The following is a 15,123-nucleotide window of genomic DNA, read 5'->3' on the forward strand; positions in this document are numbered from 1 at the left end:
ATATATATCCAGTTAATCACTGATTTTCTGACAGTTATCATCAGTTTTACAAAAACTTACCTGCGTGTAAGCTAATTACCTAAAATATAGTATAGGCTATTCTATAATTGCTTTCGTTTTTGTTCGTTAAGTTTTTAAGTGGTTGGTTTGAGTAATGATAGTATTGTATATCTTGCAACGGTTTGCTCTACTCAACAAGGTTTCCCATCTAGGTTAACCCTTCTCAACTTTCAGTCCAGTCTTTTTCATCTTTTACATACTACCTCTATCGTACATATTTACGATTTCCCTGATTTCACTGCCCTGGATAATTGTGTCCATACAGTTCTATTGACGAACGATAGCCATGTCAATTAACCGGCATGAGGGCCTCAAAAAACCAGATTTACGCCTGATTAACAAAGCGCTGGCAATGGTTAGCGGAAAATGGAGATTGTATATTATCCTGCTTTTGGGAGAGCAAACGCTCCGGTACACTCAGCTCAGTGAGTTACTGCCCGGCATCAGCGAGAAAGTCTTGGCTGGCGAATTAAAAGCACTGGTAGCACTGGGCGTAATGAAACGAAAGGCATATGCAGAAATGCCTCCGCGTGTAGAGTATAAATTATCAAAGAAGGGCCGGTTAGCCTTACCGATTCTGAGCCAAATTCAGGATATCGGTCAACTATTTAATTGATTTTATTAATGCGAACCCCATTAAAGTTTAAGGATACGAGTCGATCACAGTTTTATCCAACAGTTCGAAAACGAGTTGACGCCTATTTTACCGAGAGGTCTCTGTCGCCACATGCCAATGGCGCTATGTGGGCCAAGGCCAGTTTCTTTTTAGTTGGCTATACCGTACTCTACGTCCTGATTATGTCGAACCAGTTTACCCTTTTGCCAATGCTGGGCATGGCCATTGTATTGGGTATGTTCGCTGCGTTCATTGGGTTCAATGTCTCCCACGATGGTTTACACGGTGCATTTTCGGCTCACAGTTGGGTCAACCGGCTATTGGGTAACAGTTTTTATCTGTTGGGAGCCAATCCGTATATCTGGAAAATCACACACAACGTTGTCCATCATACTTATACCAATATTCCCGGTCATGATGAAGATATTGACCTTGCTCCCGGCCTCGTACGGTTAGATCCCGGCGAAGAGCTTCAGCCCTGGCATCGTTACCAGCAGTGGTACACATTTCCATTGTACGCATTAGCGTCCTTATCCTGGGTGTTCCGGAAGGATTATGTAAAGTTCTTCAAGAGCCAGATTGGCCATCATGACAACTCAACACATCCCCGTAGCGAGTACATCAAGTTATTTGCGTCTAAAGCGATCTATTATTTCTTTTTTCTAGTACTGCCTTTTCTGGTACTTGATTTGGCCTGGTGGCAAATCCTTATTGGCTTTGTTCTGATGCACCTCGCCGAAGGCTTAGTATTAGGCCTTGTTTTTCAACTAGCTCACGCTGTTGAAGGTACTGATTTCCCCTTGCCAGATGAACACGGAGATATTCAAAATGCCTGGGCCATCCATCAGATGCATACAACGGCTAACTTCGCACCCCGCAGTGCCATGGCTGCTTTTCTCTGCGGAGGGTTAAATCGACAGATTGAACACCATCTGTTCCCTAAGGTTTGCCATATCCATTACCCGGCCATTACCAACATTGTCAAGAGTACAGCCCACGAGTTTGGACTCCCTTATATCGAAAATCAAAGCTTCGGTTCAGCCTTATCGTCACATTTCCGGCTTTTACAAAAACTGGGTCGTCAGCCCGACGCTGTAACCGTATCGGCAAAAGCACATTCGATGGCCCGCCAAAACCCAACGCCGACAGCGAAGCCTATTTTATCCAGTTCACGATAGGCCCATTCCAACAGTGTTGAATTACATCATTTCTTAACTCATCCTCTACTCCCATTTCCTCTCCGCTTTATGGCCTCACAACAAGACCTTGACTTCACGTACACGACCATTGATAAGATTTTTCGCCTAAGCGTAGGGGAAACCGGCGATTATAGCGGGGCTATGTATAACGGAGATTTCTCTTTGACGCTGGAAGAGGCACAGCGTCAGAAACATGCCTTTATTGCCGATAGCCTGCGTGTTGGCAAAGGAACACGTATCCTCGACATGGGTTGCGGATGGGGGCCCTTTCTGACCTTCGTTAAAGGGCGTGGGGCCAATGGTCGTGGGGTGACCCTTTCTAAAGGACAAGCCGAAGCCTGTCGGGCAAATGGTCTGGAGGTTGAGATTAAAGATTGCCGACTGATTACCCCCGCCGATTATGGCACGTTCGATGCGGTTAGCTGCATTGGTGGTATGGAACATTTCTGTTCGGTGGAGCAATATCAGGCAGGTCAGCAGGATCAGGTATATGCCGATTTCTTTACCAAACTCAATGATCTGCTACCTGTGGGCGGTCGTTTCTACATGCAGACCATGGTGTTCGGTAAAAATATGATTCCATTTGAGGAAATCAGCCTGGATGCCCCTAAAGACTCTCCTTCCTACGCGTTGGCACTCATGATTGCTCAATTCCCAGGTTCGTGGCTCCCCTATGGTCCTGAGCAGGTAATTCGCAATGCCAAGCCGTATTTTAAGCTCGTATCGCAAAGTAGTGGTCGACTGGATTATATCGAAACCATTGGCCAGTGGCGCAAACGGTTCCGGGCGTTCAACTTACAGAAGTACTTTTTGTATGCTTCGCTGTTGCCTAAATTATTGACGAATAAGCCTTTCCAGGACCTGATTGCTGTATTCAGAGTAAGCCCCAATCGGGTTTGTTTTCAGAATGAGACTATGGAGCACTACCGCCTAGTGTTCGAAAAAGTGTAATCAGGAAAGATTATACAGCACTTTTGTCCATAGAAGCACGGGAAACACAAAGAATTAAAAATTTCATTTTCAGAATTTTACACCTTTGTGCTCGCTGTACCTCTGTGGACAAATTCATTATACTAGCCCTTCATCACTATGGCCGTTCGCGTCGCTATTCATCACCATACTCAATACGACTACGATCGGGCGGTTTTTCTGTCTCCTCATTTTATCCGGCTTAAACCGGCAGCCCACTGTCCGGCTATTATTGAATCCTATTCACTAACGATTCGCCCAACGAACCACACACTTCACTGGCAACAAGACCCCTTTGGCAATTTCATCGCCCGGGTCGACTTCTGGGAGTCAATGCAATTGATGTCCATTGATGTGGAGATTGTGGCTACGTTAGCACCAGTCAACCCCTTCGATTTTTTTCTGGATACCTACGCTAATTCGTTCCCATTTGTGTATGAGGATCAGCTAAAAAAAGACCTTATCCCCTACCTGGAGACCGAAGAGCAAGGCCCTTATTTAAGCCAATGGCTGCAGAAGATTGATCGATCAAAACAGAATACGATCGATTTTTTGATTAATCTGAACAAGCAGGTTAACCAGGATATAGCCTATAGTATCCGCATGGAGCCGGGTGTACAAACACCCGACGAAACCTTAAAATTAGCCATAGGTTCCTGTCGGGATTCAGGTTGGTTATTGGTACAAATTCTGCGGAATCTGGGTTTGGCGGCTCGTTTTGTCTCAGGCTATTTAGCTCAGGTGGGCCTCGAAAAAACGAAGGAAGCCAATTCCGATAATCCTGAAGAACGCAATTTGCTTGCCTTACATGCCTGGGCAGAAGTATATATTCCTGGTGCAGGCTGGATTGGCCTTGATCCCACGTCGGGGATGCTGGCTACTGAGGGCCACATTCCATTGGCTTGTACCTCGAACCCAGCCAGCGCAGCACCACTAACAGGTACGGCGGGTCTTGCAGAAACAGTGCTTACCTACACCAATACATTGACGCGTTTACCTGACGAATAACCGACGTAAAAATAAGTATTTCAACTATTTACAATCTTTTCGTCGAAAAACGTGTTGAACTAGAATAACCCTTGTTGTGCACTTGCTTACGGGCAGTAAAATGCCAATGATAATGGACGATTACGCCAATGCAAGTAGAAACAAGGTACGCAACTCGTCGCGATTAGCACTTCTCTCCTCCATCTTGGGGCCTCACCAGCCACTAACCACTTCGCTAACTAATTTCAGGTACGCCAGCGTACATTGCTATGACCAGCATGAATCAGCCTTTTAGAGTCATTACCCGTCAAATCCCTATTTTAAAACGTAAAAAATAAGCCCCATGAGTCATCCGCCAAAGTTAACAGCCCAGGAACGTCAGCGCGCGGCTCATCAGCTAGCCGAAGCCAGTAAGAAGCCTTACATTGCCAAAGGCACCACCCGAACTATCTTATTTTTAACCGAAGAGCAAGCAGCCAAACGATCTGATCTGATTCCACAATTTGGGCGATTGCCTTTAGGAAGTTAAGGATTCGATATACAGCTATGCGGCTACCCAAGCCTTTCATGACAATTATCTTTAATTACCTTTTTACCCAAATCGGCGATGGCTTTATAACCCGCGTTCCGATCCGTATTCAGCGGGGAGCATTACTGAAGAAAGGCATCAATCTGGATGCACTTAATTTAAATGGCATTGACCTTCATCAATGGGTAGGCAAAAGCTTAGAGGTTGATATTCAAGAAGGAATCCATACGATTAATGGTTTGGCAGATTAATAAATTGTTGAGAAGATCATTTCCTGTTCACTCTACCTTATACAATACACGCTTACATAACCCTGCTTAAAGCAGCAAAAAATGATACAGAAATTAATTGTTCAACTCGTCAGAATGGTCCAGCAAATTGGTTGGGGTACGCTATCCGACCGGACGTTTCGCCCGGTAATTGTTCAGTCTCAACGGCCGGATAAGTCAATCAGAACAGGGCTTATGCACGATAGGCACAGATAAAAGTCAACTCTTTTGCCAAGGTTTTGCAAAAAGCCGTGCTATCGCAACGGCGCACCGTGGTTTATCCCAATATCATGTAAGAACCGTGGCCGGCTTTTACAAAACCCAGTCGAGTTATGTTATACACCGCCGATCAGATTAAGCAGCGTTTAAATCGAGTACACCAGTTGTTAAAGTCTCCCCTGTTTGACCCAAAATCACTTGACGATAGCTTCTGGAAAGTAGCCTTCGCCGAGCTAATTATGGTCAGCGATGAATTATTGAGTCAATCGTCGGAGCTAGGGCACCGCATTGATTTTTACGAGGGTGTTGGCGTTACGGGCAAGATCCAGGATATCACCTCACTAGTCGAATGGATGCGGGGGCGCTTGCCTAAGTCAGTTGACGATTTAGCAAGTCAATTGACTACCCAACGCTTAAATCGCTATTTTGATCGGGGAACAGGCTACTTCGCCAATGGTTATTTTTTCACCGGCGAATTCGATGGCGAACTTGCCTTTTACATTGATGATCAGCGAATTTATTTAAATCGCCAATTGGGCCGCGCTATCGAGGAAGCTGAGCCATTTTTAATACACCTTAATTAAAACAAAACGGCCCGATCTAAAATAGATCGGGCCGTTTTGTTAAGTGCAGGAAATCGATTAACGATTTTCTACCAGTGCTTTGAACTCATCAACTGTAATATCCTGCGAGGCAGTTGTCAGTTGAGTTTTAGCATAGCCAATTACTTTATCATCAAACACCCGGTTAAAGGTGCTGGTGTAATTCTGACCATTGTTCTTTTCATCCATGAGGTAGTTACGGGCAATGCGGTCGATGGTTTTGTTCATCTCCTCATCTTCGCTACCGGCAAAACCAAACTGCTCACGCACCATCTGACGAGTTGCATTCAATACTTCTTCGAAGTCAACTTTAATGTCAGCTTTATCAGCAATTTTATTTTTGATGAGCTGCAATTTAACCGACTTCGTGAAGTCGTCGTATTGCTCGTCAATTTGCTCTGGTGTAAACTTACCCTCGTTTACTTCCATCAACCAGTTTTTCAAAAACTCGTCGGGCAGTAAAATCGGGGTGTTGTCAATCAGCATTTTCTCAATGTCCAACCGCAACAGTTGCTCCGACTCACGGCCGTAGTTGCTCTTAATAATCTCAGCTACTTTCGTCCGGAACTGCTCTTCATTTTCAACAGCACCTACGCCAAGTACTTTATCAAAGAACTCCTGATTCAGGGCAGCAGGCTCGTGGCGGGTAATATCGTCAATTTCAAAGGTGAACTCACCGGTCAGATCAGCGGCTTCTTCTTTTTTCACGCCGGTAGCATTGGCACGAGCTTTTTCATCTGGGAATGCCTGTTCCAATACGAAGGTAACCACATCCCCTTTTTTCTTGCCAACAAACTGACCTTTAGCCTCTTCGGCCATCTGGTTCATTGGAAAAGCTGTTTTGGCTGTAAACTCGCCACCACTAATTTGCTTTAATTCGCCATAGATGGTGTCGCCTTCGCCAACTTCCTCGCCATGTGCGTGGGCATGAAAACGCTCCTGCAACTCGGCAATTGTTGTATCTACCTCTGCTTCACCAGCCTGAATTTCATACTGGTTTACAGTTGGCAGATCACTAAAATCAATATCAAATTCTGAAGCAAGGCCCAGTGTATAGCTAAATGCGAAATCGGTTTGGCTATCCCAATCGATCGCATCGGCTGAATCACGATCTGGAACAGGGTCACCTACAACCTGCAGTTTGTTTTCGCGGATATAGTCACTAACGGTTTTACTCAGCATCGCGTTGATCTCATCGACCAAAATGCTTTTACCGTACATTTTCTGAACCAGCGAAGCCGGAACGTGGCCAGGACGGAAGCCCTTAAGCTGAACTTTACGGCCGTAATCTTTTAACTTTTTATCTACTTCTGGCTTATAGTCAGCTGGGGTCAGGGTAATCTTCAGCGAAGCATTAGTGTCGCTTGCTTTTTCGAGCGTAATATCCACGTTTGTGTCGGTTTAAAATGAAAGAGCGAAAGAGTGAAAAAGCGAAAGAGTGAATTGTTACAGACAACGCTCTTTCGCTCTTTCACTCTTTCGCTTTTAAACTTTGTACGGGCGGAGGGACTCGAACCCCCATGCCTTGCGGCACCAGATCCTAAGTCTGGCACGTCTACCAATTTCGCCACGCCCGCAGGTAGCCGTCAATGAACAATGTAGAATGAATAATGTAGTATGCGTAACCGCCCTTATTCATCATGCATCTTACATTATGCATCGGTTTGGGACTGCAAAAGTACGAAAAGATTTTAACTCTCCAAGAAAAATTACAGAAGGTTTTATTTTTAGCTAATCTTCGCTCATTTTTCGATTATTATTTTGTTATCTTGGTAGTAGAGTACAACTGAAGGGCAAGGCCCACCAAAGACACCCCTATGATGAATGCAGTCGAACGTCAATCTGATACCGAGCCCGTAATTGATTTAGAGCTGGAACGACAGGAAATCCTGAAACGCTACCGGCGATTGCTGCGGGCGGCCAAGCCAATGCTTAAGGGAGATGACGCTAAACTGATTAAGAAGGCGTTTAATACCTCGGCAGAGGCTCACAAAAACATGCGTCGCCGGTCAGGGGAACCTTATATATATCATCCCCTGGCTGTTGCCCAAATTGCTGTTGAAGAAATTGGTCTCGGAACGACGAGTATAGTAGCCGCCCTCCTACATGATGTTGTTGAAGATACGGATACCACAATTGCCGACATTGACCGGGCCTTTGGCCCCAAAGTGGCCCGAATTATTGACGGCCTGACCAAGATCTCGGGCTTTTTTGAGTACGGCTCCTCACAACAGGCGGAGAATTTCCGAAAAATGTTGCTGACACTGTCAGATGATGTTCGAGTGATTCTGATTAAGCTCGCCGACCGTCTTCATAACATGCGAACGCTGGATTCGATGCCCCGCGACAAGCAGTTGAAGATTGCCTCCGAAACGATTTATATCTATGCTCCGCTGGCGCACCGGTTAGGTTTGTATACGATCAAATCAGAACTTGAAGACCTTTATCTAAAGCACGTAGAGCCAGAAGCCTATAAAGATATCGCGAAGAAACTACGGGAAACCCGACTCGCCCGCGATCGATTTATTGGCCGATTTATCGAGCCTATTGAGAAAGATCTCGCCGAAACAGGGATTAAATACATCATTAAAGGTCGCCCGAAGTCTATTTACTCGATCTGGACCAAGTTGAACAAATCGAAAAAACCGTTTGAGGAAATTTATGATTTGTTTGCCGTCCGGATTATCCTGGATGTACCGCCCGATGAGGAAAAAGCAGCTTGTTGGCGTGCTTATTCCATCGTTACGGATCACTACAAGCCTAACCCCGATCGGTTGAAAGACTGGATCAGTACACCGCGCACCAACGGTTATGAATCGCTTCATACAACCGTTATGAGTAAGCTGGGGCAGTGGGTAGAAGTGCAGATTCGTACGGAACGGATGAACGAAATTGCGGAAAAAGGCTACGCGGCTCACTGGAAATATAAAGGTAACGATACGCAGACCGGCGCCGGGATTGAAGCCTGGATTAGCCAGGTTCGCGATATGATTGAGTCGGCAGGTAGTGGCGACAAAAAGGCTGCCATCGAGTTTGTCGACGATTTTAGGAGCAACCTGTATAGCGAAGAGGTCTTCGTTTTTACCCCTAAAGGCGATCTTCAGGTGTTACAACGGGGCGCAACGGCCCTCGACTTTGCCTTTGATATCCATACCCAGATTGGTGCACGGTGCATGGCGGCCAAAGTCAACAATACGCTCGTGCCCCTAAGTTACGTCCTGCAAAACGGCGATCAGGTTGAGGTCATCACATCGAACCGGCAAAAGCCCAATGAAGACTGGTTGCGCTTCGTTGTCACCTCGAAGGCGAAGACAAAGATTAAAGACTTAATCAAGGAAGAAAATAAGCGCTACGTGACCGATGGCCGGGAAGCGGTCAACAAAAAGTTGCGCTTACTTCGGATCGAGATGACCAATGAAATCATCAATCAGTTGCGGGCCTATTTTGGCTCTAAAACAACGGATGATTTCTTCTATCGGGTTGGTAAAGGACATATCGATGTTGGCGAACTCAAGAAATTCAAAGCCGATAAAGAAGCCAAGGAAAATCGTACCAATAAGCTCAATACGGATGCTCTGCCCGACGCGAAGGCGTTTGTAAAAGAACTCAAAAAAATTCACGGCGAGCGGGCTGATGCCGACATGCTCCTCATTGGCGAGGACATGGATAAGATCGACTATACGCTCTCGAAATGTTGTAACCCGATTTCAGGCGATGACGTTTTTGGCTTCGTGACAATCAACGAAGGCATTAAAATTCACCGAGTTACCTGCCCCAATGCCGTTGAACTGATGTCGAATCATGGCAATCGGATTATCAAGGCCAAGTGGACGTCCCAGAAAGAACTGGCGTTTTTGGCTGGCCTTCGCATTACGGGTACCGACCGGGTAGGCTTAATCAACGATGTCACTCGCGTTATCAGCAACGAGCTGCACATTAACATGCGCTCTGTGGCGATTGATTCGAAGGATGGAATTTTTGAAGGCAATATTCGGCTCTACGTCCACGATACAAGCCACCTCGAAATCCTGATGCGCAAATTAGAGCGCGTTCAGGGTGTCTTTGAAGTCGTTCGCTTCGACTCTTAACGTGTTTCAGGTTCAAGGTTTCATGTTTATCGACTAGAACATGAAACCTTGAACCAAACTTACTTACATTTGCACTTTCACCTAATCGGAACCGGATATGCCTGCGCCGACACAAACGAATTTAGAGGCCGCCCAGATGATTTTCAGGGCTTATCTCGAGCGGAAGGGCCTCAGAAAAACGCCCGAACGTTTTGCTATTCTGGAAGAGATTTACAATCGCAAAGACCACTTCGATGTGGACGAGTTGTATATCTCCATGAAGAATAAGAAGTACCGGGTTAGCCGGGCCACCGTCTACAATACCCTCGACGTACTCGTTGACTGTGATTTAGTTATTAAGCACCAGTTTGGTCGAAACCTGGCGCAATATGAAAAATCGTACGGTTTCCGTCAGCACGACCACTTGATTTGCACCGATTGCCATAAGGTGATGGAATTCTGTGACCCACGCGTTCAGAATATCCAGAACATGGTTGGCGATATGCTGAAATTCAACGTGATGCACCACTCCCTGATCTTTTACGGTTCCTGCGCCCGCGATTTCTGCGAGAACAAAAAGGATATTCCGAACGAGACACAGGAGGTTGCTGTAGCTATGGAAGAGTAAATGTTTAGGTATGCTATAGGATGTGTGCTATTCGGGCCTAAACATAACCCGTATCGTTCATCAGTAGAGGCTTGCCTATCTTCCAGAAATCGGTAAAATACGACCGATACCGAACGTAAGTTTCACTCTCCATAGAGAATCAGTATAACTATAACCGCGCTAGCGGCTCATTCAGAATGATTGATGTTTTATTAGGCCTCCAGTGGGGCGACGAAGGAAAAGGTAAAATTGTGGACGTACTGGCTCCACAGTACCAGGTGGTAGCCCGGTTTCAGGGTGGTCCAAATGCTGGCCATACGCTTGAATTTAATGGCTTGAAGCATGTGTTACACCAAATTCCATCCGGTATTTTTCGTGACGATATCCTCAACATTATAGGGAATGGCGTAGTGCTTGATCCGATTGTGTTTAAAAAAGAAATCGACGGACTGGCAAAGTACAATCTATCCTTAACCCAGAATCTACAGATTTCCCGCAAAGCCTCCATCATTATCCCAACTCACCGACTCCTTGACGCTGCTTACGAGCAAGCCAAAGGTGAGTCGAAAATTGGCTCAACGCTCCGTGGTATTGGCCCAACCTATCAGGATAAAGTTGCTCGGCTGGGTTTACGGGTTGGCGATGTAGAATCACCAAACTTTCGTGCTAAATACGACAAGCTGGTCGCGATTCATAAAGTCATTCTGGATCAAAACAATTTCGATTATTCGTCGGTACTACCTCAGGCCGAAGCCGAGTTCTTTGGTGCTGTCGAGTTCATGAAGGAATTCCAACTGAGCGACAGTGAATATGCGATAAACGATGCGATACAAAGCGGCAAGAAAATTCTGGCCGAAGGCGCTCAGGGTTCGTTGCTTGATATTGACTTCGGGTCTTACCCATTCGTAACCTCATCGAGCACGATGACTGCCGGAGCTTGTACAGGTCTGGGCGTAGCTCCCCGTCAGATTGGTGAAGTATTCGGCATTTTCAAAGCCTATTGTACTCGCGTTGGTAGTGGCCCCTTCCCTACAGAACTTTCTGACGAAACGGGCGAACGCATTCGGGCAGAAGGTCGCGAGTTTGGCGCAACTACGGGTCGTCCTCGCCGTTGTGGCTGGCTCGATTTGCCTGCTCTGAAGTATGCGATTATGATTAATGGCGTGACTCAACTGGTGATGATGAAAGTTGATGTGCTCAACATCTTCGACGAAATCAAGGTGTGTACGCACTATGAATTGCCAGACGGAAGTACAACAGAACAGATGCCCTATGATCTTTGCGATACGGCGGTAACCCCTATCTACAAATCATTTAAAGGCTGGCAGACCGACCTGACGAATATGCGCTCTTTCGAGGAAGTACCTGCTGAGTTGGCAGACTATGTATATTTCCTGGAAGATGTGTTAGGCTTACCGATCAATTTCATCTCGACAAGCCCTGACCGTGAAGCCATAATCCATCGGCGCGCCGTGATTGCTTAATTTTATACATTAATTATACACAAAAAAAGCCCTCGTGTACACGAGGGCTTTTTTTGTTGAAATAATCTGATAATCATATCCTTATATTGTGTTTATATAATTTTTTAATTACTTTCACTTTCCTCTGTAACTATCTTAACTTATGCTATTCAAAAAAAATATCAGTTTTGTGGACCAAATTGTGCGGGCCATACTCATTGTTGATTTGCTAGCACCTTGTTTGTTAGGGCTTTTGTCTGAGATTGTTTCTTATCTGTTCATTAGCTTTTCGATAGTCCTTTTTATTAGTTGTGTAACGCGTTATTGCTGGATTTACGATTTATTCAACATTTCAACCAGCAAACAAGAGATCAATTATTGAATAGTTAACTAGCATTGAGCTGAAGTCGCCCCTGTTCACAAACAAGCAGGGGCGGCTTTTTTGCGTATTTTTGACCAACCGAACCAGGGGTGCCGCCAAATTATGTCCGCCAAGAATTTTTATCAAACTCTTTATCAGAACGATTCGCTCTTTAAACTCCCCGGCGAACCTTGGGATACATCAGCTGCTTTACAGTCTAATTCGGTTGATACAGTTCTCACCATTTCCCAGGATGTAACAGAGCCTATTGACTTGTTAGCCGAGTTGGATACCTTATCCGCAGAGACATTGCTGGTTCAAGTGGACTCGAAAATAATCGCTCCGGCACCAATCGAATCTATTACTCCTCCAGTTATTGCGCAACCTGAACCTGTTGTTTTAATTCATACGCCAGAACCATTGCCTCAACCAGCCCCAAGACCAACAACTCCTTCTGTACTACCCCCCACTCAGCAACCTCGACTACCACAGCTCAACCATAAAGTTCTTTTATTGGCCGATGAAGAGTTAGATCCTAGTAACTTATTATTCTTGGAGAAAATTTTAAAAGCTGTCAATCTGAACGTCGAAGGAGTTGATTTACTCAACCTGCATGGCGTGCGAGATATGGACTTCCCCGAACTGTTGCGCGGCAAATACATCAATCACTTCATTACGTTTGGGGTACCCTTTGAGCGAATAAACCTCGATATTATGATGGATCGCTATTCGCCTGTTCGGTTCGAAGGCATAACGTTCCTGATGGCAGACTCGTTGCCTACTATTGAAGCGGATCAAAACTTAAAGAAACGACTCTGGGGGGCTCTTCAGCGAGTATTTCCTCGCTAAGAACCAACTATCTACAACAATGCATTACTCCGGCAGCATCGAACTCAAATCAGACCCATGCGTGGGGTAAGCCAATAACGTACCAACTAGGTCTTTTGCCGAAATGCCATGCTTCATGGCGAGTGTGAACAGGTTAATGAGATCATCGCTGCCCGAGCCAAGTAAATGCGCTCCTATTAGTTGACCCGTATCCGCATCAACAAGCGTTTTGAAGCCTGTATATGGCTCGTTAATACGTCGGCTAACATACCAGTCGGTCGTTTCCTGAAATAGCACCTTTACGTTGCGTCCCTGCTCCTTGGCTTGCTCTTCCGTTAAGCCAACAGACGCCAACGTCGGCACCGTGAAAACAGCCGATGGAATTGGCGCGTCATCATAGGTACGTCGATTGCCCTTTAGGATATTATCAGCAACAATCTTCCCTTCATAAGATGCCAGGGGTGTTAAGGGCGGTCCTTTATCTGATGCATCTCCACAAACGTAAACTGCAGGATTTGACTCACTTTGCAGGTATTCGTTGACGGTTATTCCTTTCTCATTCACATCAACATGCGCCTTCTCCAGCGCCAGCTCGGCAACATCGGCTACACGCCCAGCTCCATGAACCGCCAATTGCGTCGAGATCGAATGAATTTTCCTGCCTTGTCGATAACTAACGGTAAGATTACCCTCTTTACCTTTTACTGACGTTACGCTTGCTTCCAGAATGATCTTAATGCCAATCGCTTCCATAGCCTTTACTAAAAGCTTCACTAAATCGGCATCAAAAGCCTCAAGTGGGCGTTTGCCCTGATGAAGAATCGTCACTTTCGCGCCAGCACGAGCAGCAATGTGCGCGAATTCAAAAGCAATGTAACCGCCCCCAATCATCACGATTTTCTTAGGAAGCTGGGCAAGCTCCATAAAGCCAGTACTATTTGTGAGCAACTCCTCCCCAGGAATGTTAAGTGTTTTGGGGCGTTGGCCAGTTGCAATAACTATATGGGTACCTTGTAGCTCGTTTTGCCCTACGCGGATCGTATTCGTTGACAAGAATGTAGCCGCCCCATGAAAGGAAATAATGCCCTCATCCGCGAACTGTTTCTCGGTTCGATCCGGTATTGATTCTGTAAATGTTTTTTTGAATTGAATCAGGTCCGGCCAGTTAATAGCAGCCTTGGCCTTGATTCCCTTTCCAACCAACTGTTCTGATCGGGCAATAACTTCGGCCGCTCCTACCAACACTTTTTTAGGATCGCACCCACGTTGCGAACAAGTCCCTCCAAAAGGTAATTTATCGATAATAGCCACCGTTTTACCCGCCTGACGAACAGCTTCAGCCACCGTTTTTCCGGCCGATCCTGTACCAATAACAATAACATCAAAAGACTGCATAGAATAGTGTCTGGTAGTTTTTAGGATATAACTAGTAAATACAGGGTAATGGCTAAAAAGAAAACGGGGAATCTGGCAGATTTACCAGATTCCCCGTTTGTAAGTTGTTAATAGGATGCTTTACGCTATCGTTGCATACGATTCTTTGTGTGTTAGTCGACAATCCTTCAATGACAAACAATTAGTATATCAATTTATCAAGGACATTAATTAGTATGTGTTTGACTTTAAACTTCGGTTCTTTGATTCAATGTAGCAGGGTCTAATTTAGTGCCTTTAAGCAGGTTTTTAATTCGCTCAATTTTATGTGGAAAGAGCGGCTTATCACCATATCGTTCATCCATTGTGGGATCAATAGTGAACTTACCCTCGATTTTTCCTTTTAAATTCTTCATAGTCATCCGATTGTTTACTTAACTGGATTTACGAATAATAAACGCAATGTATTGTTTGCCAGTTTCAATATCAATTTCAATACCTTCCTGACTCCATCCCGAAATTAGTAGCTTTTCTGAAAATTCGTTATAAAATTGTGATACTATACGATTGTAAAGTAAGGTTCTGCGCGAGTCGCTTCCCATAAAGATTACAGTTTCTTTCGGGTATGCCTCTAAGAATTGGACCAATGTCAATGCAACAGTTTTAATGACTTTTCGGCCATCTCCATTGTCTGAAATTACTTCATCGTCAATTTTATTACTAATTGGATCAAAATCACCAAAGCCAAGATTCCAAAGATTAAGACCGTCAAGATAAGAGTACTCTACAATTTTCCGGATATGTCCTTTCCTACCTACGCTAATAAATTCGTAGCGCGACTTATTTTTAGAAACAGCAACATCATAACTCGGGTAATTCATGAAAAGCAATCTATCTGTCAGGCAAACATAGCTTAAATAAACAAAAAACAAGGGAGTGGATATTTTAAAATATCCACTCCCTTGTTTTTTGT

16 protein-coding genes and 1 tRNA gene are annotated in these 15,123 nt (G+C 45.1%); 12 read left to right on the forward strand and 5 right to left on the reverse strand.

Going from position 1 to position 15,123, the window contains the following annotated elements:
• The first annotated feature begins 346 nt into the window (after positions 1-346).
• The 7 genes from H3H32_RS16760 to H3H32_RS16790 all read left to right on the forward strand — a co-directional run bounded on the left by H3H32_RS16760 (position 347) and on the right by H3H32_RS16790 (position 5,432).
• On the forward strand, positions 347-676 hold the full coding sequence (locus tag H3H32_RS16760) for a winged helix-turn-helix transcriptional regulator (protein WP_182463788.1): 330 nt from the start codon (positions 347-349) through the stop codon (positions 674-676).
• A gap of 8 nt (positions 677-684) precedes the next feature.
• Positions 685-1,854 carry a fatty acid desaturase family protein gene (locus H3H32_RS16765; protein WP_182463789.1) on the forward strand — a complete coding sequence of 390 codons (1,170 nt, stop codon included), beginning with the start codon at positions 685-687 and terminating at the stop codon, positions 1,852-1,854.
• A 69-nt stretch (positions 1,855-1,923) separates the two neighbouring features.
• Positions 1,924-2,826 (forward strand): SAM-dependent methyltransferase, encoded by a 903-nt coding sequence (locus H3H32_RS16770; protein WP_182463790.1) that lies wholly within the window; start codon positions 1,924-1,926, stop codon positions 2,824-2,826.
• Positions 2,827-2,964: 138 nt separating this feature from the next.
• The gene (locus H3H32_RS16775) at positions 2,965-3,852 is read left to right on the forward strand and encodes a transglutaminase family protein (protein ID WP_182463791.1); all 888 of its coding nucleotides are present in this window, start codon (positions 2,965-2,967) and stop codon (positions 3,850-3,852) included.
• A gap of 322 nt (positions 3,853-4,174) precedes the next feature.
• Positions 4,175-4,360: a hypothetical protein gene (locus H3H32_RS16780; protein WP_182463792.1), complete on the forward strand. Its 186-nt coding sequence runs from the start codon at positions 4,175-4,177 to the stop codon at positions 4,358-4,360.
• 38 nt (positions 4,361-4,398) lie between these two features.
• Positions 4,399-4,611 (forward strand): hypothetical protein, encoded by a 213-nt coding sequence (locus H3H32_RS16785; RefSeq protein ID WP_182463793.1) that lies wholly within the window; start codon positions 4,399-4,401, stop codon positions 4,609-4,611.
• A gap of 350 nt (positions 4,612-4,961) precedes the next feature.
• Complete coding sequence (locus H3H32_RS16790) at positions 4,962-5,432, forward strand: hypothetical protein (protein WP_182463794.1); 471 nt, start codon at positions 4,962-4,964, stop codon at positions 5,430-5,432.
• A gap of 57 nt (positions 5,433-5,489) precedes the next feature.
• On the opposite strand, the gene tig is transcribed toward H3H32_RS16790, so the two are convergent.
• Both tig and H3H32_RS16800 read right to left on the reverse strand, forming a co-directional pair.
• Complete coding sequence (gene tig, locus H3H32_RS16795) at positions 5,490-6,839, reverse strand: trigger factor (RefSeq protein WP_182463795.1); 1,350 nt, start codon at positions 6,837-6,839, stop codon at positions 5,490-5,492.
• A gap of 106 nt (positions 6,840-6,945) precedes the next feature.
• Positions 6,946-7,027, reverse strand: a tRNA-Leu gene (locus H3H32_RS16800).
• A 240-nt stretch (positions 7,028-7,267) separates the two neighbouring features.
• Between H3H32_RS16800 and H3H32_RS16805 the strand changes: the two genes are divergently transcribed.
• From H3H32_RS16805 to H3H32_RS16825, 5 genes are all read left to right on the forward strand, one after another.
• Positions 7,268-9,538 (forward strand): RelA/SpoT family protein, encoded by a 2,271-nt coding sequence (locus H3H32_RS16805; protein WP_182463796.1) that lies wholly within the window; start codon positions 7,268-7,270, stop codon positions 9,536-9,538.
• A 97-nt stretch (positions 9,539-9,635) separates the two neighbouring features.
• Positions 9,636-10,145, forward strand: a complete 510-nt coding sequence (locus H3H32_RS16810; RefSeq protein WP_182463797.1) for a Fur family transcriptional regulator — start codon at positions 9,636-9,638, stop codon at positions 10,143-10,145.
• Positions 10,146-10,321: 176 nt separating this feature from the next.
• On the forward strand, positions 10,322-11,608 hold the full coding sequence (locus H3H32_RS16815; protein ID WP_182463798.1) for an adenylosuccinate synthase: 1,287 nt from the start codon (positions 10,322-10,324) through the stop codon (positions 11,606-11,608).
• Between the two features lie 142 nt (positions 11,609-11,750).
• Complete coding sequence (locus H3H32_RS16820; protein ID WP_182463799.1) at positions 11,751-11,969, forward strand: YgaP family membrane protein; 219 nt, start codon at positions 11,751-11,753, stop codon at positions 11,967-11,969.
• 102 nt (positions 11,970-12,071) lie between these two features.
• The gene (locus H3H32_RS16825; RefSeq protein WP_182463800.1) at positions 12,072-12,797 is read left to right on the forward strand and encodes a hypothetical protein; all 726 of its coding nucleotides are present in this window, start codon (positions 12,072-12,074) and stop codon (positions 12,795-12,797) included.
• Positions 12,798-12,821: 24 nt separating this feature from the next.
• On the opposite strand, the gene H3H32_RS16830 is transcribed toward H3H32_RS16825, so the two are convergent.
• The 3 genes from H3H32_RS16830 to H3H32_RS16840 all read right to left on the reverse strand — a co-directional run bounded on the left by H3H32_RS16830 (position 12,822) and on the right by H3H32_RS16840 (position 15,031).
• Complete coding sequence (locus H3H32_RS16830) at positions 12,822-14,171, reverse strand: dihydrolipoyl dehydrogenase family protein (RefSeq protein WP_182463801.1); 1,350 nt, start codon at positions 14,169-14,171, stop codon at positions 12,822-12,824.
• A 227-nt stretch (positions 14,172-14,398) separates the two neighbouring features.
• Complete coding sequence (locus tag H3H32_RS16835) at positions 14,399-14,566, reverse strand: hypothetical protein (RefSeq protein ID WP_182463802.1); 168 nt, start codon at positions 14,564-14,566, stop codon at positions 14,399-14,401.
• An 18-nt stretch (positions 14,567-14,584) separates the two neighbouring features.
• Positions 14,585-15,031, reverse strand: coding sequence for a DUF6934 family protein (locus H3H32_RS16840; protein WP_182463803.1), 447 nt, complete (start codon positions 15,029-15,031; stop codon positions 14,585-14,587).
• Between the last annotated feature and the right edge of the window lie 92 nt (positions 15,032-15,123).

It is taken from the genome of Spirosoma foliorum, assembly GCF_014117325.1.
Lineage (GTDB): Bacteria > Bacteroidota > Bacteroidia > Cytophagales > Spirosomataceae > Spirosoma > Spirosoma foliorum.

Coding starts and splice junctions, on each gene's coding strand:
- H3H32_RS16825 (WP_182463800.1), top strand. CDS start 12,072: ATGTCCGCCAAGAATTTTTATCAAACTCTTTATCAGAACGATTCGCTC.
- H3H32_RS16840 (WP_182463803.1), bottom strand. CDS start 15,031: ATGAATTACCCGAGTTATGATGTTGCTGTTTCTAAAAATAAGTCGCGC.
- H3H32_RS16760 (WP_182463788.1), top strand. CDS start 347: ATGTCAATTAACCGGCATGAGGGCCTCAAAAAACCAGATTTACGCCTG.
- H3H32_RS16820 (WP_182463799.1), top strand. CDS start 11,751: ATGCTATTCAAAAAAAATATCAGTTTTGTGGACCAAATTGTGCGGGCC.
- H3H32_RS16815 (WP_182463798.1), top strand. CDS start 10,322: ATGATTGATGTTTTATTAGGCCTCCAGTGGGGCGACGAAGGAAAAGGT.
- H3H32_RS16830 (WP_182463801.1), bottom strand. CDS start 14,171: ATGCAGTCTTTTGATGTTATTGTTATTGGTACAGGATCGGCCGGAAAA.
- H3H32_RS16775 (WP_182463791.1), top strand. CDS start 2,965: ATGGCCGTTCGCGTCGCTATTCATCACCATACTCAATACGACTACGAT.
- H3H32_RS16805 (WP_182463796.1), top strand. CDS start 7,268: ATGATGAATGCAGTCGAACGTCAATCTGATACCGAGCCCGTAATTGAT.
- H3H32_RS16770 (WP_182463790.1), top strand. CDS start 1,924: ATGGCCTCACAACAAGACCTTGACTTCACGTACACGACCATTGATAAG.
- H3H32_RS16790 (WP_182463794.1), top strand. CDS start 4,962: ATGTTATACACCGCCGATCAGATTAAGCAGCGTTTAAATCGAGTACAC.
- H3H32_RS16785 (WP_182463793.1), top strand. CDS start 4,399: ATGACAATTATCTTTAATTACCTTTTTACCCAAATCGGCGATGGCTTT.
- H3H32_RS16780 (WP_182463792.1), top strand. CDS start 4,175: ATGAGTCATCCGCCAAAGTTAACAGCCCAGGAACGTCAGCGCGCGGCT.
- H3H32_RS16810 (WP_182463797.1), top strand. CDS start 9,636: ATGCCTGCGCCGACACAAACGAATTTAGAGGCCGCCCAGATGATTTTC.
- H3H32_RS16765 (WP_182463789.1), top strand. CDS start 685: ATGCGAACCCCATTAAAGTTTAAGGATACGAGTCGATCACAGTTTTAT.
- H3H32_RS16835 (WP_182463802.1), bottom strand. CDS start 14,566: ATGAAGAATTTAAAAGGAAAAATCGAGGGTAAGTTCACTATTGATCCC.